24 protein-coding genes and 2 pseudogenes are annotated in these 25,267 nt (G+C 39.6%); 12 read left to right on the plus strand and 14 right to left on the minus strand.

The window, feature by feature from the left end; genetic code table 11:
* Nucleotides 1-13: 13 nt before the first annotated feature.
* The 5 genes from rimI to FW757_RS08620 all read right to left on the minus strand — a co-directional run bounded on the left by rimI (nucleotide 14) and on the right by FW757_RS08620 (nucleotide 4,873).
* Nucleotides 14-1,120, minus strand: coding sequence for a ribosomal protein S18-alanine N-acetyltransferase (gene rimI, locus FW757_RS08600; RefSeq protein ID WP_149982527.1), 1,107 nt, complete (start codon nucleotides 1,118-1,120; stop codon nucleotides 14-16).
* Entirely contained in the window at nucleotides 1,120-2,514 is a 1,395-nt protein-coding gene (locus tag FW757_RS08605; protein WP_182767642.1) for a RimK family protein, read from the minus strand. The genes rimI and FW757_RS08605 overlap by 1 nt, the downstream gene beginning before the upstream one ends.
* 257 nt (nucleotides 2,515-2,771) lie before the next feature.
* A complete protein-coding gene (locus FW757_RS08610; protein WP_149982529.1) occupies nucleotides 2,772-3,248 on the minus strand; it encodes a GreA/GreB family elongation factor in 477 nt (158 codons plus the stop codon).
* A 157-nt stretch (nucleotides 3,249-3,405) separates the two neighbouring features.
* Entirely contained in the window at nucleotides 3,406-4,074 is a 669-nt protein-coding gene (locus FW757_RS08615; RefSeq protein WP_182760900.1) for a DUF2987 domain-containing protein, read from the minus strand.
* Nucleotides 4,067-4,873: a glucosaminidase domain-containing protein gene (locus FW757_RS08620; RefSeq protein ID WP_182760899.1), complete on the minus strand. Its 807-nt coding sequence runs from the start codon at nucleotides 4,871-4,873 to the stop codon at nucleotides 4,067-4,069. The genes FW757_RS08615 and FW757_RS08620 overlap by 8 nt, the downstream gene beginning before the upstream one ends.
* A gap of 176 nt (nucleotides 4,874-5,049) precedes the next feature.
* On the opposite strand from FW757_RS08620, the gene FW757_RS08625 reads away from it, so the two are divergent.
* The 8 genes from FW757_RS08625 to FW757_RS08660 all read left to right on the plus strand — a co-directional run bounded on the left by FW757_RS08625 (nucleotide 5,050) and on the right by FW757_RS08660 (nucleotide 13,757).
* Nucleotides 5,050-6,339 carry an anti-phage deoxyguanosine triphosphatase gene (locus FW757_RS08625; protein ID WP_149982532.1) on the plus strand — a complete coding sequence of 430 codons (1,290 nt, stop codon included), beginning with the start codon at nucleotides 5,050-5,052 and terminating at the stop codon, nucleotides 6,337-6,339.
* Between the two features lie 19 nt (nucleotides 6,340-6,358).
* Nucleotides 6,359-6,670, plus strand: coding sequence for a DUF962 domain-containing protein (locus FW757_RS08630; protein ID WP_149982533.1), 312 nt, complete (start codon nucleotides 6,359-6,361; stop codon nucleotides 6,668-6,670).
* Nucleotides 6,671-6,783: 113 nt separating this feature from the next.
* Nucleotides 6,784-8,631, plus strand: coding sequence for an ABC transporter ATP-binding protein (locus FW757_RS08635; RefSeq protein ID WP_446441107.1), 1,848 nt, complete (start codon nucleotides 6,784-6,786; stop codon nucleotides 8,629-8,631).
* 321 nt (nucleotides 8,632-8,952) lie between these two features.
* Entirely contained in the window at nucleotides 8,953-10,053 is a 1,101-nt protein-coding gene (mnmA, locus tag FW757_RS08640; RefSeq protein WP_446441108.1) for a tRNA 2-thiouridine(34) synthase MnmA, read from the plus strand.
* Entirely contained in the window at nucleotides 10,053-10,655 is a 603-nt protein-coding gene (hflD, locus tag FW757_RS08645; RefSeq protein WP_149982535.1) for a high frequency lysogenization protein HflD, read from the plus strand. The genes mnmA and hflD overlap by 1 nt, the downstream gene beginning before the upstream one ends.
* 32 nt (nucleotides 10,656-10,687) lie before the next feature.
* Entirely contained in the window at nucleotides 10,688-12,058 is a 1,371-nt protein-coding gene (gene purB, locus FW757_RS08650; protein ID WP_145233128.1) for an adenylosuccinate lyase, read from the plus strand.
* 82 nt (nucleotides 12,059-12,140) lie between these two features.
* Nucleotides 12,141-13,286: a ribosomal protein uL16 3-hydroxylase gene (locus FW757_RS08655; protein WP_446441109.1), complete on the plus strand. Its 1,146-nt coding sequence runs from the start codon at nucleotides 12,141-12,143 to the stop codon at nucleotides 13,284-13,286.
* 12 nt (nucleotides 13,287-13,298) lie between these two features.
* Nucleotides 13,299-13,757, plus strand: coding sequence for a GNAT family N-acetyltransferase (locus FW757_RS08660; RefSeq protein WP_145233126.1), 459 nt, complete (start codon nucleotides 13,299-13,301; stop codon nucleotides 13,755-13,757).
* Nucleotides 13,758-13,936: 179 nt separating this feature from the next.
* Here FW757_RS08660 and FW757_RS08665 read toward each other — a convergent pair whose 3' ends face one another.
* From FW757_RS08665 to FW757_RS08685, 5 genes are all read right to left on the minus strand, one after another.
* Nucleotides 13,937-14,392, minus strand: coding sequence for a DUF4826 family protein (locus tag FW757_RS08665; protein ID WP_446441110.1), 456 nt, complete (start codon nucleotides 14,390-14,392; stop codon nucleotides 13,937-13,939).
* 227 nt (nucleotides 14,393-14,619) lie between these two features.
* Nucleotides 14,620-15,411 (minus strand): SDR family oxidoreductase, encoded by a 792-nt coding sequence (locus FW757_RS08670; protein ID WP_149982537.1) that lies wholly within the window; start codon nucleotides 15,409-15,411, stop codon nucleotides 14,620-14,622.
* Nucleotides 15,412-15,430: 19 nt separating this feature from the next.
* On the minus strand, nucleotides 15,431-15,934 hold the full coding sequence (locus tag FW757_RS08675; protein WP_145233124.1) for an Mpo1 family 2-hydroxy fatty acid dioxygenase: 504 nt from the start codon (nucleotides 15,932-15,934) through the stop codon (nucleotides 15,431-15,433).
* Nucleotides 15,935-16,211: 277 nt separating this feature from the next.
* Nucleotides 16,212-16,343 carry a hypothetical protein gene (locus tag FW757_RS08680; protein ID WP_259398447.1) on the minus strand — a complete coding sequence of 44 codons (132 nt, stop codon included), beginning with the start codon at nucleotides 16,341-16,343 and terminating at the stop codon, nucleotides 16,212-16,214.
* A gap of 89 nt (nucleotides 16,344-16,432) precedes the next feature.
* The gene (locus FW757_RS08685; RefSeq protein WP_446441111.1) at nucleotides 16,433-17,107 is read right to left on the minus strand and encodes a Crp/Fnr family transcriptional regulator; all 675 of its coding nucleotides are present in this window, start codon (nucleotides 17,105-17,107) and stop codon (nucleotides 16,433-16,435) included.
* A 51-nt stretch (nucleotides 17,108-17,158) separates the two neighbouring features.
* Here FW757_RS08685 and FW757_RS08690 point away from each other — a divergent pair, with 51 nt between their 5' ends.
* The gene (locus FW757_RS08690; RefSeq protein WP_182717404.1) at nucleotides 17,159-18,469 is read left to right on the plus strand and encodes an amidohydrolase; all 1,311 of its coding nucleotides are present in this window, start codon (nucleotides 17,159-17,161) and stop codon (nucleotides 18,467-18,469) included.
* A gap of 107 nt (nucleotides 18,470-18,576) precedes the next feature.
* Here FW757_RS08690 and FW757_RS08695 read toward each other — a convergent pair whose 3' ends face one another.
* The gene (locus tag FW757_RS08695; RefSeq protein ID WP_446441112.1) at nucleotides 18,577-20,466 is read right to left on the minus strand and encodes a M61 family metallopeptidase; all 1,890 of its coding nucleotides are present in this window, start codon (nucleotides 20,464-20,466) and stop codon (nucleotides 18,577-18,579) included.
* A 387-nt stretch (nucleotides 20,467-20,853) separates the two neighbouring features.
* Between FW757_RS08695 and FW757_RS08700 the strand changes: the two genes are divergently transcribed.
* Complete coding sequence (locus FW757_RS08700) at nucleotides 20,854-21,483, plus strand: trimeric intracellular cation channel family protein (RefSeq protein WP_182717403.1); 630 nt, start codon at nucleotides 20,854-20,856, stop codon at nucleotides 21,481-21,483.
* Here FW757_RS08700 and FW757_RS08705 read toward each other — a convergent pair.
* Nucleotides 21,470-21,705 (minus strand): annotated as a pseudogene (locus tag FW757_RS08705) (ClbS/DfsB family four-helix bundle protein); the annotation flags it as partial. The gene FW757_RS08700 and the pseudogene FW757_RS08705 overlap by 14 nt on opposite strands.
* On the opposite strand from FW757_RS08705, the pseudogene FW757_RS08710 reads away from it, so the two are divergent.
* Nucleotides 21,702-21,932: pseudogene (locus FW757_RS08710) on the plus strand (EamA family transporter); the annotation flags it as partial. The pseudogenes FW757_RS08705 and FW757_RS08710 overlap by 4 nt on opposite strands.
* Nucleotides 21,933-21,979: 47 nt before the next feature.
* Here FW757_RS08710 and FW757_RS08715 read toward each other — a convergent pair.
* Nucleotides 21,980-22,399, minus strand: a complete 420-nt coding sequence (locus tag FW757_RS08715) for an MAPEG family protein (RefSeq protein WP_446441113.1) — start codon at nucleotides 22,397-22,399, stop codon at nucleotides 21,980-21,982.
* A 279-nt stretch (nucleotides 22,400-22,678) separates the two neighbouring features.
* Between FW757_RS08715 and FW757_RS08720 the strand changes: the two genes are divergently transcribed.
* A complete protein-coding gene (locus FW757_RS08720; protein ID WP_182794016.1) occupies nucleotides 22,679-23,845 on the plus strand; it encodes a DUF3103 family protein in 1,167 nt (388 codons plus the stop codon).
* A gap of 300 nt (nucleotides 23,846-24,145) precedes the next feature.
* Here the strand turns inward: FW757_RS08720 and FW757_RS08725 are convergent, their stop codons facing one another.
* Entirely contained in the window at nucleotides 24,146-25,267 is a 1,122-nt protein-coding gene (locus tag FW757_RS08725; RefSeq protein ID WP_182794015.1) for an ABC transporter permease, read from the minus strand.

Here is a 25,267-nt window from a genome sequence, read left to right on the forward strand (position 1 = left end):
CAAAATCCTAAAATTACTGCATGTGTATAGCCAGTGCCGTACTCAAACGAGAACTACCGAAACTGGCCATTTTTAAAAAGTCACTCTTAGCGATGGGTACGTGTTGACAATCAATCGCCAGCTGTTTATCGCTTTCACAAAAAGGGTCATGAACATATAAACAATGCTCATCTAAATGCGTTACACACACCCAATGCGGTGACTTTTTACCATCAAAGCGATACGTACTGATCAATAGCACCACGGCCATTTTTGCTGCTAACCAGCGCTCTATGTGCTCAAGGGTTAAGTCTTGATACTTCACATCTAGTTTGTGATTAATTGCCTCAACCACAAATTGATTATGAACCGTATGTAAAATCGCTTTCTTCTTGTCACTTCTTACGCCATCAACAAACAATGTATCACGTGTATTAATAATCACATCGGCTGTAAAACCGCGTTTATTGGCAGCTAAAGCAAGTCCTAATGGATGACAACCGCCATGACCTGAGGTCATAAAAATAGTGGTTGCTTCACGCCAAATATCAAGCTCATTCACTTGTGAAATAATCGCTTTTTTTATTGATGACATTGCCATTAGTAATGCCGCTGGCCCGCAAGTAAATTCGGTTGTTTGTTGATACCAAGGCGTTACACGCGAAAACTCAAGCTCATTAGTTTTACGAATGTTTTTTTGCATCCGCAAGGCATCACTATGATCATCATAATAGTCACTGTATTGCCCAAATACCCGATAGCCAAGCTTTTCATAAAGTGCGATTGCAGCTTTATTATTTACCGCCACTTCAAGACGCATAAATAACCGCCCGCGTTCAGCCGTTGCTCTTTCTAGTGCTTTCAAAAGCTGCTGAGCAATGCCTTTGCCTTGTGCATTTGGTGCAACTGCTAGCGAATATAAACGTGCTAAACGAGTGCCTTTATGACACCACACTAAGCCATAGCCGAGTATCTGTTGATCTAACTCTGCAACCATTAAAATACCATGTTTGGCTGCAATCCAGCGCTTCAAGCTACGCGCACTCAATCTATCTTGATTAAAACTTTGCTGCTCTATCTCAAGTAACGCTTTTAAATCGCTATCTGTGGCAGCGCGAACTGCCACACTATGCTCGGTCATTAACTCCGGCCTCGTGCTTCGAGGCGTTGTTTAAATTCTTCCATAATGATCATATAGAGTTCATCACCTAAGTAACCATCTTCTACTTTATGGTCAATACTTGGGTTATCGTTTACTTCAAGCACATATGCACGGCCTTGGTGTTCTTTAACATCCACACCATAGAGCCCTTTGCCTACAGTTTTACATGCTTTTAATGCCGCATCTAAAACTGCTTTTGGCAACTCAAAAGTAGGCAGTGTTTCAAAACCACCAGAGAAAAACCGTTTTGCATCATGATTATAAATTTGCCAATGATTGCGAGCCATTAAATAACGGCATGCATAGATAGCACGACCATTTAGTACCCCTACTCGCCAATCGTATTCTGTGTACATATATTCTTGGGCTAGAACTAAAGCGCTAAATTCAAATAGCTCAGCCAATTTTGCTGCCAGCTCATTGCGATCAGTTACTTTGTAGACACCTTTTGAAAACGACCCTTCCGGCATTTTAAGCACTAGTGGATAAGTAAATGCCTCTTCAAGCTGACTGATGGTTTCATCACTTTGATCAGCTACTACTACGGTTTTTAAGCTCGGTACTTTTTGATAATTAAACGCATCATGCAAATACACTTTATTACAACAGCGTAAAATAGACTCAGCATCATCAATCACCACTAATCCTAGGCTCTGCGCCTTACTTGCCAGACGATAAGTTGGGTGGTCAATTGCAGTTGTTTGACGAATAAATAGCGCATCAAACTGAGCGATATTATCTATTTCGTCAAAGCTTAGCGCTTGAGCATAGATACCATGTTTAGCTGCCGCTTTGATAAAACGGGCTATTGCATCTTTATCGCTTGGTGGTACTTTTTCATTGTGATCAACTAAAATAGCCATATCCCAGCGGTAACGTTTTTGCGTACTACTTATACGCCACTGTGTTTGCGTAAACTCAGTTAATTTAGCAACAAAGTCTTGATGCTGCTGAGCATTAAGCGACGCCAATGAACCTTGCTGTAACAACCCAGCTTCATCTACAAATAAAATAGGCGCTGGGTATTGTTTAAATACCATTTTTGCCGCTTTGTTTTGTAATTCATTTACTGCGTGCCCAAAATATAAGGCATCATCAAGATGACCAACATTAAGCATTAAAGTTTGGCCACAACGTAGCGCATTAATCGTTTTTACACTTGGTAATACCTGATGTTTACGTGCCTCAGCAAGTAATGAGCAATAATAGCCTTTACTCAAGTATTGGCTTGAGTCGCATAGATTAATAATGCGCGTTTTTGGCTCATTATGCTTTGGGTAATCTCGTAAGTAAGTGTTGAAGGTAATTACGTTTTCGAATGAATGAGCAAGTGCCTGCTCGTTGTTATCAACCACAATCAAGGTTTTAAACACGACTTTTCCTAAAATAAGTCAAAATACAAATATAAGAGTGAATGTAAATAGAAACACCCATACTGCTAAGTCATTGTTGTGCTACTGGTGTACTTAACAGGATGGGTGCTTTAGATTCAGCTACTGCTTAATCTACAGGTGATTTATAAAGGGTTTTTCGCTACCTTACCAACGAGTAATTTTTAGCGTTAAGATAAGTAAATTTAATCAACCACAGTAAGGTCTAATAAAGCTGGTTAAAGCGCCTTTCAGCACCACTAACTTATTGAAACAATTTCTAATAACGTGGATTTATTTGCTATTGTAAAACTAAACTCATCACCTTGTTGCTTATCCATCAGTAATTGACCTAATGGTGACAGTGGTGTGAGAACATACACTGTGGTGTCTTTTATTTTAATGCTTAAACCACCAGAAAGTGGTCCTAAAAAATACCATTTTAGATTTTCGTCTTCATCGCAGATACAGACCAGCGAACCAATGGTAACTTTACTTGATACAGCGATTTTAAATGCCTTTTCAAACTCGATAATACTCAAATGGCAGTCATTCACACGCTGTGCTTGCCCTTGTGCCAAATAGGCAGCTTCTAGGCCTAATGTATCGTATTTATTTTCAGCAATATTTTCTTCATGAGTGGCGGTGTCATGGGCTGTCTTTGCAGCAGCCTGCGCGGTAGTAAGTTGCGCTTCTAAAGCAAAACGCAGGCATTCAATCACATGGGTTTTATTCATATCTAAGGAATTATTTTAAATCTATAATGACTGTATTTTAACGTGCTTTGGGCTGCGTGTAACTTAATTGCCTAAAAACAAGGTTATTCATAGGCATTGATTAGTAATAACATAAATCAAGCGCTGCTGTTAACAACGCTTGCTGAACTGTTTTTTACTACTTAGCTATCCATGGCGTTACTTTTAGTAATGGCACCGACACAGCAAATGCTGTTTTATCGTCTTCCCACTGCTCAGTAACTCTGACATGACAAATTGCCCCTTGGCAATCCAAAGCAGGATCGGCAATAGTGACTGGCTCTGCAAAAGTCAGCACTACACCTTGTTGTTCAGGCAATAAAAAGCTCATCAGTTTGCTAACAAAAAAACCCGACAGATCCGATAATAATTCATCAAACTCATTATTAAGCTGATACAACTGGTGTTTATTCAAATTACTATTATTAAACTCACGCGCTTCAATTTGCAGTTTTAACTGGCAATCGTGATTTTCGTTCTGAGGCTCGATAACCACCACAGCTTTATTTGTATCAAGTTGTTTATCAAAAGGAAGTAAAAGCTGAGCATGCTCAGTATAATTAAGTGGAAACTCCTCTCGCTCAGTAATAATGCGCCCGGTTTTAATTAAACATTCATCATTACTAGCAATGTCGGTGATGTAAAAATTGACCTGAGCAAATTGAAAATCACCTTTATTGACGACTTTTAAACGATCATAAAAGCCATCATAGGAGACCACAAACTCTTTTGCTTGCACAGTAAACGTTGCTATTAGTACAACGGCAGCTGCCATAATATGACTGATACTACGTACTGGGTTATTCATCAAAGTAGGCTCTATTTTGGTTGATCATTTGATTTAATTCTTCGATATACGCCTCACCACGCTCAGAGTATGAGGTTAATCCGTAGCTTAGTTTAGTCGCTGAAATTGGCTTTTCTTGTAAACGTAAATCGGCGCGGATACTACGTAAGTGTTTATAGGCGGCATGAGTATTAATATTCTTAAAATAAGAAGTCACGGCTGCGCGCACAGATTTAAATGCCGCCACCTCATGATCTGCACCGGTATTTCGACGATTAGGCACCATACCGCAGCCCTTGCTATAACACCACTGACCAAAAAAGTTTAAACCTATTCGAGCAAACCGAGACGTCCCCCATGCTGATTCGTTGGCCGCTTGCATCAGCGCTAACTCTTTAGGAATAATATCAACTCGGTTTAATGCCTTACGCAAAGACAAACTATCAATCGTTTCTGGTAATTTATAGCTATTTAAAATCGTTTTAACTTGCTTGGTTTGCGTGCGACTTAATGGTTCATCGTATTGCATCATCATCAATGCAATCTCCAACGTTGCCCGCTGCTGCAGAATTTTTTTATTTTCAGCCTCAACATGCGGCCGAATAAAGTTAAAAAAAGCATGTTTTTTTTCTTTTACATCACTAAAACCATCAAAGTCAGGAAGTTTAACATTATGTAATGGCTTTTCTTTCTTTTTGACTGGTGGCTTGATTGAGGTTGTTTCGTCCTCAATAACTGGATCCGATTTTTCTATAAATGGGTAACTCAATGCCCAAATAAAAAATAGGCTAACGATTAAACGAAAAAGATACTTAAGCATGTATTCTCTCAAAGAAACTAACATTTATGCATGGTATATCCACACGCATCTGACCATTCATTATACCTAAGCCCTTCAATAAAGGCGAATATACCCATTGGAAGGATTTATAATCTAAAAAAATCAGCTACAATTAAGCGCATAGAAACGCTAAAAAAGTTACCGGATACTCATTAATGGAATTAGACTGGCAAAGCCGCATAATAAATCAAAACAAGTTTCGCCCTAATGACAATCGCTCAGCGTGGCAAGTAGACCGCTCCCGGATAATCCATGCAGCTGCATTTAGACGTTTGCAAGCTAAAACTCAGATAATGGGAATTGGCCTAAATGATTTTCATCGTACACGATTAACTCATTCTTTAGAGGTATCGCAAATTGGCAGTGGTTTACTTCGTCATTTAGAGAAACAACACCCTGACTTCACACATTTTCCCGACCCTAGTTTGCTTGAGACGCTTTGTTTGGCGCATGATATAGGCCATCCTCCTTATGGCCATGGCGGTGAAATTGCCCTTAACTACATGATGCGTGAACATGGTGGTTTTGAAGGCAATGCACAAACACTGCGCATTGTTTCAAGACTCGAACCATACAGTGATGGTCATGGTATGAACTTAACCCGCCGTACTTTGCTTGGCTTTATAAAATACCCGGCTTTTATTGATGACTTATGGCACACCATCCCACATCATGATCCGCAACGTGCATTTATAAAAGCTGACGACTGGCGTCCAGCAAAAGGTTTATACAAGGATGATAAAGCGACCTTTGACTGGATTGTAGCGCCTTTATCTGACGCTGATAAACAACGCTTAGGCGATTTTAAGGCCGTCGATGAGTTTAGATCTAAAACCAGTTTTAAATCCCTTGATGCAGCAATTATGGAACTTGCCGACGATATTGCTTATGCCGTACATGACCTTGAAGACGCAATTGCAACAGAGCAAATCACCCTAAAAGAGTGGCAAAATCATGCCTTACCCGCACTTGAGCTTGTGCAATGTGAGTGGCTTGGCGACAGTAACTTAACCGAGCGGCTATTTTTAGGTAGCGAAGCACAACGTAAAGATGTGATTGGGGAATTAGTAAACTTATTTATTACTCAATCATCCATTGTGCACACAGAACTTGAGTTTGAAAATCCAATTTTAAATTACACCGTTGAACTACCCCACTGTTATCAGCATTTACTTGAGACTTTAAAGTCATTTATTTATCAACGACTCATTCGTGCTTCACATATGCAGCAAATTGAGTTTAAAGGACAAAAGTTAATTATTGAATTATTTGAAGCATTTGCCTGCGAACCATTACGACTTTTACCTGAAACCACAGCAAATGTGTTTCGCCTAGCACAACAACAAAATGGTAATACACACAGAGTAATTTGTGATTATTTAAGTGGCATGACTGACGAGTATGCGTTTAAAACACACCAACGCCTTTTTTCAAGTAATAGCTAGCATTAACAAGATATGTGATATGAAAAGTACACCAGAATTTACTAGCTTTAAGAAGTTTTACCCATACTACTTACAAGAACATAAAAATATTACCTGCAAACGGTTACATTTTTTTGGTAGCTCTTTGGTGCTTATTATCGTTTTGTATGTGCTGTATAGCCAACAATTTATGCTGTTGTGGTTGCTACCCATTATTGGTTATGGTTTTGCCTGGGTTGGTCATTTTTTCTTTGAGAAAAACCGCCCTGCTACGTTCAAATACCCGTTTTATAGCTTATGGGCAGACTGGGTGATGTTTAAAGATATGCTGATTGGCAAAATAAAATGGTAGTCACTGTTGTTTTGTAATAACCGACGAACAAGCAAAAAGATCATTATGCAAACCTGTTTTTGTCGCTTTTCAGTGATATAGTTAACGCCATTTTTGCTATTCAAGATATTAAAATGTATCGATTATTTGAGCGGATGATCAAGCCGTTTCCCGAACAAAAGCCTACCCAGCCTCCTGCGACGCTATTTGCATTTTGTCGTCACTACACTAAAGGTATGGAAGTCTCGCTATTTTTTATGTCGCTAAGCGCAGCATTGCTCGCGATTTTAGAAGTATCACTGTTTAGCTATATGGGCCAGCTTGTTGATTGGCTAAGTATCTACACCCCTGAAACATTATTTGTTGAGCAAAAATCTGAACTCATAAAAATGGCGATAGTGCTACTTGTTGTCCTACCTATCGTGGTGTTTTTTCATTCTGCGATATTGCACCAAGCCTTGTTAGGTAATTACCCGATGTCAATTCGTTGGTTAGCACATCGCTACTTGCTTCGCCAAAGTGTGAGCTTTTACCAAAATGAATTTGCAGGGCGCATCGCCACCAAAGTAATGCAAACATCCCTCGCGGTGCGTGAAACCGTGATGAAACTACTTGATGTATTAATGTACATAGTGGTTTATTTTGGCGCTATGGTGTTTTTAGTAGCCGAAGCCGATTGGCGCTTAATGCTTCCTTTGCTTGTATGGTTAGCTCTGTATATTTTGATCCAAATGTACTATGTACCTAAGCTCAAAAAAGTGGCTAGCTCGCAAGCAGACGCTCGCTCTGAGATGACCGGCCGAATAGTTGACAGTTACACTAATATTTCGACTATTAAATTGTTCTCATATACCCAACGTGAAGAGCAGTACGCAAAAGACAGCATGGATGTATTTTTACAACCTGTGTATAAGCAAATGCGCTTAGTTACCAGTTTAAATTTTGCCATTCAAACGCTTAACTACTTATTAGTATTTAGTGTTGCGGCATTATCTTTGTATTTATGGACTCTGAGCGCCATTAGTGCCGGCGCAATTGCAATTGCGGTAAGCTTAGCTCTGCGTTTAAATGGCATGGCACAGTGGATCATGTGGGAAATTAGTGGCTTGTTTGAAAACATCGGCACTGTCGCTGATGGTATGAAAACGTTATCAAACCCAATTGAAGTCGATGATCTGCCTGATGCCAGCACATTAAGTGTAACCACAGGTGCAATTGACTTTAATAATGTGCATTTTAACTACGGTAAAGCCGCAAACGAAACGAATCGCGGCGCTGTTATCAATGGCTTAAATCTCAACATCAAGGCCGGAGAGAAAATAGGTCTTGTTGGTCGCTCTGGCGCTGGTAAGTCAACACTCGTTAATTTGTTGCTACGTTTTTACGATATTGATAGCGGTAGTATCAACATCGACGGCCAAGATATCTCAAAAGTGAGTCAAGAAAGCCTGCGTAAGTACATTGCGATGGTTACCCAAGATACTTCTTTACTGCATCGGACAGTCAAAGAAAATATCCTTTATGGCCGCCCAGATGCCAGCGATGAAGAAATGATGAAAGCGGCTAAACAAGCCAAAGCGCTAGAGTTTATTGATGACCTTGAAGATAGCAAAGGCAACAAAGGTTTTGCAGCTCAAGTGGGTGAGCGCGGCGTAAAACTCTCTGGAGGTCAACGCCAACGTATCGCCATTGCTCGGGTGCTGCTGAAAAACGCCCCGATATTAATTTTAGATGAAGCCACCAGCGCGCTCGATTCTGAAGTTGAAGCGGCTATTCAAGCTAGTCTTGATGATTTAATGACCGGTAAAACCGTCATTGCCATCGCGCATCGACTATCCACTATTGCACAAATGGATCGGCTCATCGTACTTGATGAGGGCGGCATTGTAGAGCTAGGTAGCCATGAAGAACTGCTGGCACAAAATGGCATTTATGCCGCGTTGTGGACACACCAAACCGGCGGGTTTATTGGTGTAGAATAACAACTTACATATACATGAGTTTAAGTTTCACTATCGCTGAAAGAGCCTTTGCAACTTAAACTCAGCCATATCAAGCTTAGAAGCTAAACTTATAGCCTTAACCCCCCGTATATCCTTAATGCTCAATTACGCAAAGATTTTTATACACACTTAACCCCACGACAAAACTCATATTTTGGGTGGCTTGGCCGTCGATTTACATGCTATAATCGCGGCCTTTCATAGCCTATGTAGTCAATCAAGGTTGCTTTTATCACCCTGTTTTGTTCGCATAAGCTCTAGTAGTGTAAATGACAGCAACCTGTATAAGCGAAATTATCCATGAGCGAAAATAGTCACATTAAAGTCATCGTTGGCATGTCCGGCGGTGTTGATTCTTCTGTATCAGCTTATTTATTAAAACAACAAGGCTATCAAGTTGAAGGCCTGTTTATGAAAAACTGGGAAGAAGATGATAATGATGAATATTGCGCTGCTGCCGACGATTTAAAAGACGCGCAAGCAGTCTGTGACAAGCTGGGGATTGAACTACACACAGTTAATTTTGCCGCAGAATATTGGGATAACGTATTTGAGTACTTTCTTGCTGAATATAAAGCAGGCCGTACGCCAAATCCTGACATCATGTGTAATAAAGAAATCAAATTCAAAGCTTTTTTAGAATTTGCAGCAACGGCGCTTGGCGCTGACTTTATAGCCACGGGCCATTATGTACGCCGTGAATTACGCGATGATAAATACGTTATGTGTCGTGGTCTTGATGATAACAAAGATCAAAGCTACTTTTTATACACATTAAGTCATGAACATATTGCACAAACGCTGTTCCCAGTTGGTGATATTGCCAAACCTGAAGTGCGCCGCATTGCTGAAGAGCAAGACTTAATTACCCACGATAAAAAAGACAGTACCGGTATTTGCTTTATCGGTGAGCGTAAGTTTAAAGACTTCCTACAAAAATTCTTACCTGCACAACCGGGTGTTATTGAAGACACAGACGGTAACAACGTTGGTGAGCACGAAGGCTTGATGTATCACACTCTCGGTCAACGTAAAGGTTTGCTAATTGGTGGCATGAAAGAAGGCTCTGGCGAACCATGGTATGTAGTAGATAAAGACTTAGAACGCAACGTATTGATTGTTGGTCAAGGTAAAGACCATCCGCGTCTTTACAGCAATGGACTAAATGCCAACCAATTACACTGGGTTGATCGTGTTGGACCAAAAGCTACCACCCGCTGCACGGTAAAAACTCGCTACCGTCAAGAAGACCTAAACTGTACGCTGCTCGTTGGCGATGATGGTTTTGCCCGAGTATTATTTGATGAACCACAAAAAGCAGTAACCCCAGGACAATCTGCGGTATTTTATGCCAACGAAATATGTTTAGGTGGCGGTATTATTGATTCGGTGATCAAATAATGAATGAACACCAAGTCATGGCATTAGCAGCCATGTGCCAAGTTGCTAAACAAGTTCAAAAAATAGCGCAGTACGGCAGTAGCAACGATTACGAATTAGAAAAACTATTAACCAGTATTGTACAAACCTCCCCTGATTCACCCAGTGATGTGTATCAAGGCACTGAGAATCTAAGAGATGGTTATAAAATATTACTTGATCAACTCAGTGCAGGTGAAAAGAAAGATGTTGAAATCGTCAAATACGTTGGCGGTTTAATGCAACTTGAGCGTGCACTGAGCGCAAAAGCAAGTAGCTTAGCAGAGCTTGGTAAAAGCATTGATGATATCAAGCGACGTCTTGATCACTTTGCTATTACTGATGACACTGTTATTACGGCTCTTGCCGATATTTATTCAAAGGTGCTTAGCCCCCTAGGGCACCGAATTCAGGTTTATGGCAAGCCTGACTTACTAAAACAGCAATTAGTACAACACAAAATACGTGCATTATTATTAGCAGGTATTCGCAGTGCAGTATTATGGCGACAAATGGGCGGTAAACGCCGTCACTTTTTCTTTGCGAAAAGAAGAATTATCGCCATTGCTAAAAACCATATTTAATTATCGTTCAAAACTAAAATTTAGGAGTTATTATGGAGCTTTCAGCGTTAACAGCTATCTCTCCGGTGGATGGTCGCTACGGCAGCAAAACCACTGAACTACGCAGTATTTTCAGCGAATTTGGCTTGATAAAATACCGTGTAACAGTCGAAGTTCGTTGGTTACAAGCCCTTGCAGCAGCTGATGCGATCAAAGAAGTACCGGCATTTAGCGACGAAGCCAATGCTTTACTTAACGCGATTGTTGATAACTTCAGCGAAGCCGATGCGCAACGTGTAAAAGATATCGAGCGTACTACAAACCACGATGTTAAAGCCGTTGAATACTTATTAAAAGAAAAAGTAGCTGACAACGCCGAGTTACATGCAATTAATGAATTTATTCACTTTGCATGTACATCAGAAGACATCAATAACCTGTCTCACGGTTTAATGCTCACTGAAGCACGTAACGAAGTATTACTTCCTTACTGTGATCAACTACTTAATGCAATTAAAGAAAAAGCCATTGAGTACAAAGCAGTACCAATGATGACACGTACTCACGGTCAACCTGCAACACCTTCAACTATGGGCAAAGAATTTGCCAACGTATATATGCGTTTAAAGCGTCAACGTGACCAAATTGCACAAGTTGAAATGCTAGGTAAAATCAACGGTGCTGTAGGTAACTACAATGCTCACCTCAGTGCCTACCCTGATTACGATTGGCACAATCATGCTGAGCAATTTGTAACTAGCCTAGGGTTAACATTCAACCCATTTACAACGCAAATTGAACCGCATGACTACATTGCCGAGTTATTTGATGCGATTGCTCGCTTTAACACTATCTTATTAGATTTTGACCGTGATGCATGGGGCTATATAGCGCTAAATCACTTTAAACAAAAAACCATTGCGGGTGAAATTGGTTCATCAACTATGCCACATAAAGTTAACCCGATTGATTTTGAAAACTCCGAAGGTAACTTAGGCCTAGCAAATGCTATTTTCGCTCATCTAGCGCAAAAGCTGCCGGTATCTCGCTGGCAACGTGACCTTACTGACTCAACAGTACTGCGTAACTTAGGTGTTGGTATGGGTTATGCGCTAATTGCATACCAATCAACCCTAAAAGGTGTAAGCAAGTTAGAAGTAAACGAGCAACGTTTACTTGACGAGTTAGATCAGAACTGGGAACTGCTAGCAGAGCCAATTCAGACGGTAATGCGTAAATACGGTATCGAAAAACCATACGAAAAGCTAAAAGATTTAACCCGTGGTAAACGTGTAAATCAAGAGATCATGGCTGACTTCATCGATGGTTTAGAGTTACCGGAAGAAGCAAAAGTAGAAATGAAAAAACTAACACCGGCTAACTATATTGGTCGTGCTGTCGAGTTTATCGACAACCTAGTTTAAGCTTTCTGCGACAACTTATTTTATATACACTATAAAGCGAAAGGCTCTTGCCTTTCGCTTTTTTCATTTTAATGGGCGCAGCATGTATCAATTAACGATTAACGACTTATCCGAGCAAGACTTTCTAACACAGTATTGGCAAAAAAAACCGCTCTTGATCAAGCAAGGGTTTACAGACTTTGCCGACCCGCTTGATGCTAATGAGCTTGCCGGTCTTGCCATGGAAGAGAGCATTGAATCGCGTATTATCACTAATCATGATAATGACTGGCAAGCGCATCATGGCCCATTTGAAGATTTTGAATTACTAACCGAGCAACATTCTACCCTACTCGTACAAGCAGTCGATCATTGGCACCCTAATGCTGCGCAGCTGCTGGAACCATTTCGGTTTATTCCTAATTGGCGTATTGATGACCTAATGATCAGCTTTTCAACGCCTGGGGGTGGAGTCGGTCCGCATTTAGATCAATATGACGTATTTATTATTCAAGGTGAAGGCAAGCGTCATTGGCGTGTCGGTATGCCAGATAATAAACTAAAACAATTTGCACAAAATAAAAGTTTATTACAAGTTGAACAATTTCCAGCCGTGATTGATTGCATCCTAGAACCAGGCGATATTTTATACATCCCGCCGGGCTGCCCACATGAAGGTTATGCTGTAGAAAACGCATTAAACTACTCGATCGGATTTCGTGCACCAAATCAACGCGATCTATTATCAAACTTTGCTGATCACATTATTGATAAAGAAGCGGGAAATAGCCGTTATCAAGATCCTGCAATAACACTGCGCGATTCTAAAGGTGAGATCCAAGCTTGCGAAGTCGAAAACATTAAACTATTAATGCAAGCGGCCCTAAATGACGACGCATTACTTAAATCTTGGTTAGGTAATACACTTAGTCAACCTAAGCATGAAATGGATTTAATGCCGCCAGAAGATTTATTTGATAGTGAGCAAATAGCTGAGCTATTGAATGATGATGATGTGATTTTTGAGCGCCTCGGTGGCACCCGTGCATTGTATCAAGTTTTTGAAAAAGAAATACTTCTCAGCGTAAATGGTGAAAACTACCCACTCCCTGTTAGTGACTTAACTGCGGTTAAATTACTCACTGACCATACTATGGTGACAGCAGAGCAACTAAATAGTTCAAAAAATAGTTTAGTTTTTATACAAACCTTTACTACACTAATTAATGAGGGGATTTGGTTTTGCTAGGAGTGTGTTTGTATGGGCTATCATATCAACAAGGTAGAATGGGATATAGGCAAGGAGTTACTACAACAGATCAGAGAGCGGGTATTTGTATGTGAACTACATATTCCCAAACATATCGAGTTTGATAATCTTGATAGATATGCTCATCATATACTGGTAACAGATGACAGCCAAGGCCCAGTTGCAACAGGCCGATTATGTAGCGATGGCCTTATTGGCCGTATTGCGGTGCTGCCAGAGCACCGTAATCGCTCCGTCTATCGTTCATTGCTGAATTATATTGTTGAGCTTGCACAACAGCAGGGTTGTGATTGCGTCAGCATTAATTGTATTTTAAATGAGGTAGAACGATTTAAACGTAATGGCTTTGAACAACAAGGTTGTGTGTTTATGGAAGCAGGTATTCCACGGCTTCGTATGCAATGCCCCATTAATAAATTCAATACGAAACCATTTACACTGGTGCATTGATAAAAATTTATTAAAAATGGCCATCCTAGCGAGTTAAAAACCACCAATTTAATGCAATAGGCATAAAAAAAAGCGAACATATTAATGTGTAACTCCACATAACACGTTCGCTTTTTTAATTTTTAAAGCTGTTTTTTATATTAAAATCTTTAAGTTAAAATTATAAATAAGCTTTCAGATTAATTAACTTCATTTGCCCACAGCTGTTCTTTTTCGTACATTTCATAAATACCATGCGCACGATTAATTAGTAGGTTTGCAAAATCAACTTTAGTTTTATCGTGTCCACCAATTTGCATAATTTGATCTGCTTTTAACTGCCATTGCAGAGAAAAATATCGCAGCGCATCACGCGCATTTTCGGCAACTGATGCTAACGCATGATCCGTTGGTAAGCGACCGGTGATAACCCAATAACTTTTACCGTCTTGGCCTTTAAACTTCCATAGGGCACATAACGGAGCGATAAAGCGGCTTTCTTTTTCTAGCAAAGTTTTTGGCATTACGCCCTTCTCTGCTAAATGCTTTTGTGCATTTTGAAAACACTCACGTTGCCATGCAATACTTTGCTGCTTTGCTTGTTCTTGTTCTTCTGGTGTTAATTCTTTAAGTTGTTTTTGTTCCACAGTATTCATCACTCGTTTACATAATTTTAGTTACTTTAAGGGCATATAATTATCGGTGCAAGTATAAAAGACCAATTCCAGCGAGAGCATAAACGATCGCCTGTTTTTTCTACACTCTAACCCATCGTTCTACGCACAACTGTTTACTAATACAGCAGAAAAATCAATTTATAGCTAATTTATAAACTATAAAGCCGTTGTTAATGCATACCAGCACGGTATTATTCATCGTTTGTTTAACGATAATTCTTTTTCGCTGTCATACGATTAAAAAAACTAGGAAAGAAACGTTTTATAGTCGGAGCCCAGCCACTGATCCCCTCGCCAACCACCACTTCATCTTTACGTTTAGCTATTGCACTGACCATTTGCTTCACAGCAGCCGTTACATCCATACCATTTTCAATGGAGTATTCAGCCTTATTTTGCGCAATACCATGTTCATTAAGTGAATTATGAGCAATAGCCGTTTTTATAGAGCCTGGGCAGATAGTCAAACAATGAATGTTTTTATCGGCCACTTCAGCTCGCAAACAATCCATAAAACCAACGACTGCATATTTAGAGCCTGAGTAACCGGTTCTGAACTTAGAGCCAACTTTACCTGCGACACTGCTGATTGATACTACACAGCCGCCGCCATTTTTAACCATACTCGGTAATACCGCTTTAGTTAGCGCAATCAAACCAAAATAGTTAACTTCCATAAGTTGACGATACACAATAAAGTCATTTTCTAAAAACAAACTACGCTGCGACACGCCACCATTATTAATTAAAATATCAACGTTACCAATCGTAGCCATACTATTTGTAACATACTCAAGTACCCGCTCAGGTTGTGATAAATCAAGAGGTATTACTTTGTGTTGTCCAGCCGGTAACTCGCTACAAAGTTGATTTAGTTTATCTGCACTTCTGGCTGATAAAATAATATTAGCGCCTAAGTGTGCTAACTGTATCGCTAACTCTTTACCAATACCTGATGATGCCCCGGTGATCCACACCGTTTTATTATTAAAGTTCATGCTCTACCTATGATTATTATTAAGGCTTTGTAGGACCCGCAATGTCTGTGATCTGTTGCTCAAGTTGTTTATATAGTCCGAGTAAAAAAAGCGCCTCAACAAGCACAAATAATGGCCCAATGATAAGCCCGATTAAGTCATCAACAAAAGCTGGTTTTTTACCTTCAAAATAATGCCCAATAAACTGTAAAACCCAGCCAAAAATAAAAACACCTATACTAACAGCTAACCAGCTAGTAAAACTAAGTGAAGCAATTGGCGCAGCCGCTATACTCATTACTACTAAAATAACAGCCATTATCAAACCTAGTGAGACATTAAGCAGTAAATAATAAATCACAGTAGCTAACACAAAAACATGAGCGCCATTGATAACATGATCAGCAACCGGTAAATAAATACGCGCTAATAAACACAATACAGCGTATACAATGAGTGGAATACCAAAAAAGTGTGTGAGTACATTGCGTTTTGAACGGTGATATAAGCCATAATTGCCCAGTTGTTGTTGCAGTGTTTTCATTTTCTTTACTTTATATAATTATCTTATTATTTACTTTAGCAGTTAACACAACGTAACAATGTCTTCTACCCGACATTTGTAAAATCCACTTATACAAATGCGCTTATGATTTTACCTTTATCGTGATCCGGAGTTTTAGATTGTAACTCACGGCCTTTTTGATATTCTTGTCCAAGCATTTTTTGTAACGATTCCATTTGTTTTGCTAATTCGTCATTCCCCCCTGCTGTTGTATTTTTTCTGTCAGCTTTTCAATCGCGGCCTTATGTTCAGCTATTTAATCTTTATCAACACCTAGTCGTTGATAAATAAGCGCTTCATTTACTTCTTCTAAAAAGTCTTTTCCATATGAAGGGTTTTTAAGGCTACTAACAGTATCAGCTTGGCTATTTTTTGCCGTTTCTGGCAATTCGGTTATTGCTTCGAATCCATTGATAGTTTTATTTTATAAAGCAAATTTAAGGCCAGTGAACCCATATCAGGTAAAAAATAGCACAGCTAATGTACAAGTAAAGCCAGCTGTTGTTTATCAAGAATTTCTATACGCTGGTAATGCAGGGAAATAAGCTTTTTTTCACTTAATAACTGCAAGATTTGATTAATAGTTTGACGAGTTAAATAGGTCATATCTGCGAGTTGTTGCTGCGATAACATAATAGTAGCGGTATTACTGGGCAGCGACATGGTTGCCATCATAACCAGCCGTTTACAGACTTTCTGCTGTGCAGTTAATAAAGCATGATCTTCTAATGAAGTGAACAGCAGCCGCATTTTTTGTGAAAGTAAAACACCAAAATCATGCCAATAAACAGGCGTGATTGTTAATAATTGTATCAGTGCCCGATGCGGTACATGTAGCAATCGAGCGGGTGTTTGTGCATAAACATCGTGGGTACGCAAACCACCATCAAATAAAGCAACTTCACCAAACCAAATAGCGGGATCTATAAAACTCAGTACCGCTTCTTTACCTTCTCCATTTACTCCACTAACTCGCATAACTCCATTAACAACAGCGTATAAACCCGCATTTTCATCTCCTCTTAAAAATAATGCTTCACCCGCATCGAGTTTAATTACTTTTGCATGTAACAATAGCTGGTGTTGAAATTCTTCCGAGCGGCTACTAAACCAATTTCCTTGGTTAATTATCGCACGGTCCTGTTCATTCATATCGGTTTACTCTACATTAGTTTTAATAATCAAATAATAAAAGGGATCACTATGTTACACAAAGTTATTTACAGCGGGTTATTGCTAAGTACGTTATCTGCACCAAGTTTTGCAGCAGCTCCTGATCAACAGCTCAACAAGAATCTAAAAAAAGCTAACCACAGTGTAAGTGAAAAAGTGATCACTTGGCGACGCCATCTTCACCAATACCCAGAGCTTAGTAACCGCGAATTTGAAACGGCTAAATACATTACTAAACATTTAAAAGCACTGGGGCTCGAAGTACAAACTGGGATAGCCCATACTGGTGTAGTTGCTAAACTCAAAGGTGGTAAAAAAGGCTCTTTGGTGGCACTGCGTGCCGATATGGACGCCTTGCCTGTCACTGAGCAAGTTGATTTACCGTTTGCTTCAACTCAGACCTCAACCTACCGTGGTAATGAAGTAGGTGTTATGCACGCCTGCGGCCATGATAACCATGTCGCTATTCTAATGGCTGTAGCTGAATCTTTGGCTAAAATTCAAGATGACTTAGCGGGTGATGTATTATTTGTCTTTCAACCAGCTGAAGAAGGTGCCCCAGAAGGTGAAGAAGGCGGTGCTGAACTCATGCTAAAAGAAGGCTTATTTAAAGAAAAACCTGATGCCGTGTTTGGTTTACATGTAACCAGTTCATTAAACACAGGCCAAATTGGCTTCCGTGAAGGTCCGCTTATGGCCAGTGAAGATTCATTTACAATCAATGTACAAGGCCGCCAAACTCATGGTTCACGACCATGGAATGGTGTTGATCCGATTGTGGCATCATCACAAATAATTATGGCCACACAAACAATTTCATCTCGCCAAGTTGATGTTACTAAAGCGCCGTCAGTTATTTCGTTTGGTGCTATTAATGGCGGCGTACGTTCCAATATCATTCCGGATAGTGTCGAGTTAATTGGCACGATTCGCACCTTTGACCAAGCAATGCGCGCTGATATCAAAAAACGTTTAGTGAAAACAGCTGAAATGGTCGCTGAATCCGGTGGTGCTAAAGCTGATGTACATATCGACCACGGCTACCCTGTCACCGTAAACGATGTAAAACTCACGCAAAAAATGACGCCAACACTAACTAAAGTTGCTGGGGCTGAGAATATCATTACCACTGATTTGATCACCGGCGCTGAAGATTTCAGCTATTACGCTTTAGAAACTCCTGGATTGTTTTTCTTTTTAGGTGTTACCCCACAAGGTCAAGATGCAAAAACGGCAGCAAGTAATCATTCACCACAGTTTTTCGCTGACGAGCAAGCACTGCAATTAGGCGTGAATGCTATGACGCAGTTAGTTGTGGATTACTTTGCAATGAAAAAATAACCATAACTTCAACGTACATGCAAAATCATAATCGGTTGGCATGAAATAAATATACCCACACTCTGTGGGTATATTTAAAAGTATTGATAAACCTACGCGGATTTATTTTATCGTGCGGTTAGTAGTTGTGATAAATAGTCAGGCTTACCTTCAATACGTTCAAGGTGAGGATATTTAAGGCCATCATGATAATCGATCTGAATTTCACTGTACTGATCAAAGTTTTTCACCAAGAGCTTAATTGGCGCTTTTGAGCCTTTAGCATCCGTCACTGCATCTTTGAGTGCATCAGCACTAAACTGAGTATTATTAACGGCAACAATTTGCATACTTGGCGCAAGACCCGCATTAAATGCAGGGCTATCCCATAATACGTCACGCATTTTGCCTTCTTTATTTACCGAGAAGCCCAGAGAATAAAGTAAATCAGTTGATTTATAGCGGCTTTCAATTGCTTTAATGCCATCAGAGGCTTTATCGTTATAGGTCAATTTCCAACCTTGGTCTTCCAGTGATTTAGATAAGTTAACATGGCCTTTTAAACGCGAATTAATAAAGTCATCCCATTGATACTTTTCAATACCATTAAGCGTGTTAATCACATCATCAAATTTGTAGGTCAACACATTCCAATCACCTGGGTTTACGCCAAAAAAATTCTGGGCAAAATCATCTAATGAATGACTGTTGTTACTCAATTCACGTAATTTTGCATCAACCGCAAACCAAATTAATTCTCCACCAGAGTAATAGTCTTCGCTCATTTGATAACTACGATAAGGCAAAGATGAACGCTGAGCGATAGTTGGATCGTTGGTTGTATCTAAAATATTACGCCATGCCATGCCAGGGCGTCCTTGGTCATAGGTTGCACCTAAACGAGCGAGCATATCCATCGCATTTTCTTGGCTCCAAAGTCCTGAACGAGCCGCAATGACTTGCCCCCAAAACTGTGTTTGCCCTTCATATACCCATAAACCATTAGCTTCTTTAACTTGGTTATAGGTCGGTGTCCATAATGCGTCAGGGCGACGATATTTACCATTCCATGAATGATTAAATTCGTGTGCTAATAAATCGCGACCGACCCATGACTTATCCCAGTCAGTAAAATAATTTTCTTTCGCGCTATTTTCACTTGAGCGATGATGTTCCATGCCGATACCGCCTAACTTATCTGTCAGGGCAAGTAAAAAGTCATAATGATCAAAGTGATGTGCACCATAAAGCGCATACATTTGTTGAATAAGCTCACGGTGTGCTGTTAACCCTTCAGCACTGATCTCAAGATCTTTTTCTTTATCGGCAAAGACATTTAAGAATACCGGAGTATCTGCATTTGGGTTTAAATCAACACGCTTATAGTGGCTACCGGCAAACATTGGCGAGTCTACAAGGTTTTCAAAATCAATTCCCTCAAAGGTAACTGTATTACCTTTTTGCGAAGACTTTTCAAGTGCAGTAGCAAACTGCCACCCTTTTGGTAACGTTACACTCGGTTGAAATTTAATTTTATGGCTATAGTGCCCAGCAGGGTAAAGCGCTACTGTATCCCATTGTAAATTTAGCATTTCTGGCGTCATCATAACGCGCCCTTGCGCTGAACTTTGTGGTGACAAGAATTGATATTCAACATGCAACTCACGTACACCTTTAGGAACTTTAAGATTAAAAGCATATACGTTGCCAGGATCTCGTTGCCATTCGATCACTTTACCTTTTGCTGACATTTTCAATCCAGCCAACTGACTTATTGGTCCAACTGGTGAGTGATGTCCAGGTATCCATTGCGGATAAAGCAAAGTCATTTCACCAGCATTAACAGGGATAGTTTCGTTTATTTTAAAAATACGATGAGCTAGATCTGTGGCATCAACCGCTATTTTTATAGTGCCGGAATATGGGGTATCAGTCGGGTTTGGAACATCAGCAAACGCTGGAAGCGTAAAGCCCATAACAGAGCTGAGGGCGGCAGCAGCAAAAACATGTTTATTCACTTACTTCTCCAATTAGAGAGGCGCAAAACACGCGCATTAGATGGGTATTATCCTGGTAATTTGAGTGCAAAACACTCGGCAACCTCCTTTTTACTTTCAGAAACTTCTGAAACAACCAACATCAGTTATAACTATAACAACAGCTAATAGCAATGATTTATGGACGAACAACCATTTAATGCGTTCAATTTATTTGCGCTTTAAGTCAATTTATAGTGCCGAATTTAGCTGTATCAGCGCTTATTTGCATTCTTGTACTGAGAATATAAGAGCGCTGCAAGCACTGTTTTAAAACTTAATCATGCACAATACCTATGTTCAGGCTAAATAAATCATCAGTACGCTATCCTAATAGGCTACTTTTTTGGTAATGGTATGGAGACCACAATGGCATCTGACTATTTTCATTTGTTAAATTTGATCGGGGTAGCGTTTTTTGCCATCTCAGGTACTCTAATGGGCCATGAAAAAAACATAGGAGGTTTTGGTGTTGTGGTTGTCGCGTCAGTAACAGCGCTCGGCGGTGGCACACTGCGCGACGTATTGTTAAACCAGCCAGTATTTTGGATAGCCGAACCGGATTACTTATACGCAACATACAGCGCCATATTTATCGCCGTAATATTTATTCGTCATTTACCTCACGTATCAAACTATTACATGTTGCTGGTCGATGCTTTGGGCATGGCAATTTTTAATATTGTTGGCATTGAAAAATCCTTAATCGAAGGCACTACGATGATTGTGGCTATTACTATGGGCATGACCACGGGCATCTTTGGTGGTCTAATGCGCGATGTAATATGCCGTGAAGTCCCCCTTGTCATGCGCGAAGAGCTCTACTCCACCGCGTGTCTATCTGGTGGCTTAACTTATGCCACACTGTTTCTATTAGAAGTACCTTATGTTTGGTGTATTTTAGGCGCACTCTTTATTACCGTATTTTTACGGCTCGGTTCCCTACACTGGGGATGGCAACCAAATATATTTAGAAAAAGGTCGGTTAGAAAACAATAGTTTGCTTTGTGAAGTTCCGATTAAAACGCCGAAATTTTGTACGTATCTTTTTCATCGGTGATGACGAATTAAACTGAATCTTACGTCCCAATATCCATTTTTCGTACCAGGTTACAGCATACAATTCATAGTTATTTAAGCTGAAATAAGCAAGAGTATATCGTTTGCCTTAAATTCAAGCTCCATAAGTAGATCATCGTATTTCCAGTCTCGATACTCTTGTTATTGGGTCAGGATATGCTTTTTGAAATCAGGCCGTTATAGGTGGTAATATGATACTTTTAGGCACCTTGTCTTATTTTACCCCTATTTTTTCAACTGTGTTTGCCTCTATTTACTTATCCGTTGCTTTAGCTGACTCTTTTTAACAAGGTGTTGTGCTGGTGACGATTGGTTCGTTAATTTGCTTTTGGGTTTCTCGCACAAAAAAACCTGTAGTAGATAATTAAATTTAAAAACGAGAAGCAAATAATGCTTCTCGCTTTATCAGGTTTTATTAGCTGGCTAATCTTAGCCCTAGCATCACCAGCATAACTAGATTCGCAATTACGCCAATCAAAAAGAAGTAGCTACGCGGGCTGGGGTTTTTCTCGGTGGCAATTGCGTAATACAGTGCCATATGAATTAAACGTGCAATGACGTAAACCCAAATACAGATTGCAAAAACCGAACTGTGGTAATTCATCACAAAAGCAAATAAAACCGTTCCTATAAATAACGCGCTGTTTTCTAATGTGTTATGAAAGGTGCGATGCGCTCTAAATATAAAACTCTCATGAGATAGGTCTTTATCAATTTTTCCTGGCACAGCCTCAGGCTGTTTGGCTTTACTAAACGTCGCCACTGCCCACTGTACTAACATCATAATTAAATATAAATAAAATGCTATAAACGCTGAATGTGCTATATCGGTCATTGTTTAATCCTTTGTGTTGTTATTAGAGTAGTAGTTACAGCAACTATCAAGCCAAAGATAAGCCACTGATGTATATAGCAATTACTTTTTAGTAAAATAATTTTTTGTAATAGATTCATTCTTTATATAAAACTTACTCTATCACAGCGTCTTGGTATTTTTTTAGAGTCTGAGCGCAACTTAAAACCAGTACTAATTACGTATTTTATAATTTTTATTTGATTATTTATTCTAAGTATTGTTTTATAGCGTTACTGATTACGGAACGGTAAAATAAATATGATGAATAAAATAACCAAGTGCTTAGCAACTTTAGCGCTGTTGAACTGTGTATCAGCGCCCGCTTTTTCAGCTCAATATGAAATCGAAAAAGGTGAAAACTTGTCTAAGTTGGCGCAATACAAAGACGTAACCACCATTAAACGCAATTTCGCAAAACAAATAGCGCTTAATTACAGTGTATTAAACGCTGATCTTAAACAAACGCTAAGCCAATATAAACTGGTTTTGAATGCGGACCAGCTACCGTCTTTAGGCATGCACACACAACAAAATACTCGTTTAGCAAACAGCGCGTTACAACAACTTAAAGGTTTACCACAAAACACCGGTAGTTTGTTACAAGTGCGTTTGGCAAGTGACACAATGCTTAGCGCTTGGCAGCAAGGCGAACGCCCTTTATTTGCATTTGCACCTGCTGGTGACGATTCGCAATGGAGCGAGATTGAAGCGTTCGATCAGTATGGTGACATTCATTATCTTAGTGTTGATCAAATGCCGACCCAACCTGTATTTATTGTCGAATTAGATCAACAAAAAGTACAAGATGCGGGTATTGCAGTAATGAGAGGAATTTTATCTGCTAACAAATTCAGTAAAACCACGGTTAGTCCACAAAACCAGTTAAGCAATGAAAAACCTCTGCAAACCAGTGTATTGAAAAAAATACGCTTAGAAGATGACAAAGAACCTTGGATCTCAGGTGGTGCTGAAATTTATGCCATTGTAACGGGTATCGACCCGACCCGAGATGAACCAATATTAGATATCGTTGATTTACCGTATTTAGATCATGATCAAACCGATTACAGCCCTAATCAGGTACTCATTCATTGGCAGCGTTATCGTTGGCAGGCGGTTGATTTACTCTTAATGGAACAAGATGACAACACCAACTATAAAACTTTAGCAATAAAATTATTAGAAATATCAGAGCAAGTGATGGCGAGCATTCCTGATTTACAAGCGCAGGGTTATGCCATTATCCCTAAGCTGACCAATGAACTGCTAAAAGCAATGCCGGATGAATGGTTTACTAATAATGACGATTATGTTGATGTTTTTTACACGCTGTTTGAAAACAAAGACTATCAAGAATATAAAGGAGCAAGCAGTAATGCGACCATTACGCTGTCTCCTTTAGAAATTAACCCAAGACTAAACTAAGTCATACCCATTCGCTTAATTATTATTGCGGATGGTATCACTCCCCCATACTTCAATAGCCACCCATTAGCGCTTTAACGTTAACGGGTGGCTTTATCACAGCCACTTTTTTGAAAACACGCGTTATATTTAATACCAATCTGCTTGGATATGGGATCTATTTTAACGATAAGAAAATTGCTCTATAACTAGGCAAAATTTTTGATATCTAGTTGTTCTAAATGAAAAATTTTTAACAACGTTATAGGGTGATTTAATTCGTTAAATTGTTCAAATATTTATGCAGGTTGGTATATTACCCTAACCTTGCGCCACTGATTTACGAAAGCGCATTAATGCAACAGTAAAAAACACACTGCCAATAACAACTAACGCTAAAAAGTAAGGCCAAACTACATCCCACCCTGCCCCTCGGTATAAAATTGCTTGAGCAAATTTTACAAAATGCGTTGTTGGCGCCAATAACATTATATTTTGCACCACCTCAGGCATACTTTCTCGCGGCGTAACACCGCCAGAGAGCATTTGTAATGGTAATAAAATTAAGATCATCAATAACCCGAGTTGCGGCATAGTGCGCGCCTGCGTTCCCAACAATATACCCAGCGATGTGGTCGCAAATAAATGAATCGCAACGCCAAATAAAAATAAGCCCGCCGAGCCATGAATAGGCACTTGTAATAAACCTTCGATCACAATAAATAATGAAAACGTAGTCAGTAATAAAATCACTAACCCATTGGCCCAAATTTTCGCCATCACTATTTCAAAGGGGCTTAACGGCATCACTAATAAATGCTCTAATGTGCCGTGTTCGCGTTCACGGATCACCGCGGCGCCAGTTAAAATAATCGAAATCATTGTGATCACGTTCATCAATTCCATCACGCTACCAAACCATACACTTGTCATGTTTGGATTAAACATAATGTGCGCCGATTGCTTTATTGGCAGTGAATAAACGGTTCGATAACCTTGCACAAACTCATTTACTTCGCCGTTAATAATAGTTTGAATATAGTTATCACCAATAAATGCTTGCGACATGCGCGTAGCATCTATATTTACTTGAATTGTAGGTTGCTTAGCTGCAAGTACATCACGCTCAAAATAAGGCGGGATATTAAGCACAAAAGTATAACGGCCATTATCCATAGCTGAGTCAACATCGCTTAATGAAATACTGTCTGGCGTTTTAAAGTAAGGCTCATAAAAGGCATTAATAATACGCTTAGATAATTGCGATTGGTCGTGATCAACAACTGCAATCGGCGCATTATTTAACTCTATCGACGTGGCTGAAGCCACAACATAAATCAACCCAGTAAAAGCAAAAAAAACGAATAGCAGCAAAACCTTATCACGCCATAAACTACGCAACTCTTTAATACCTAAATTAACAATGTTTCCGCGACGTTGCAT

The sequence above is a fragment of the Pseudoalteromonas sp. 1181_04 genome (genome assembly GCF_052850545.1).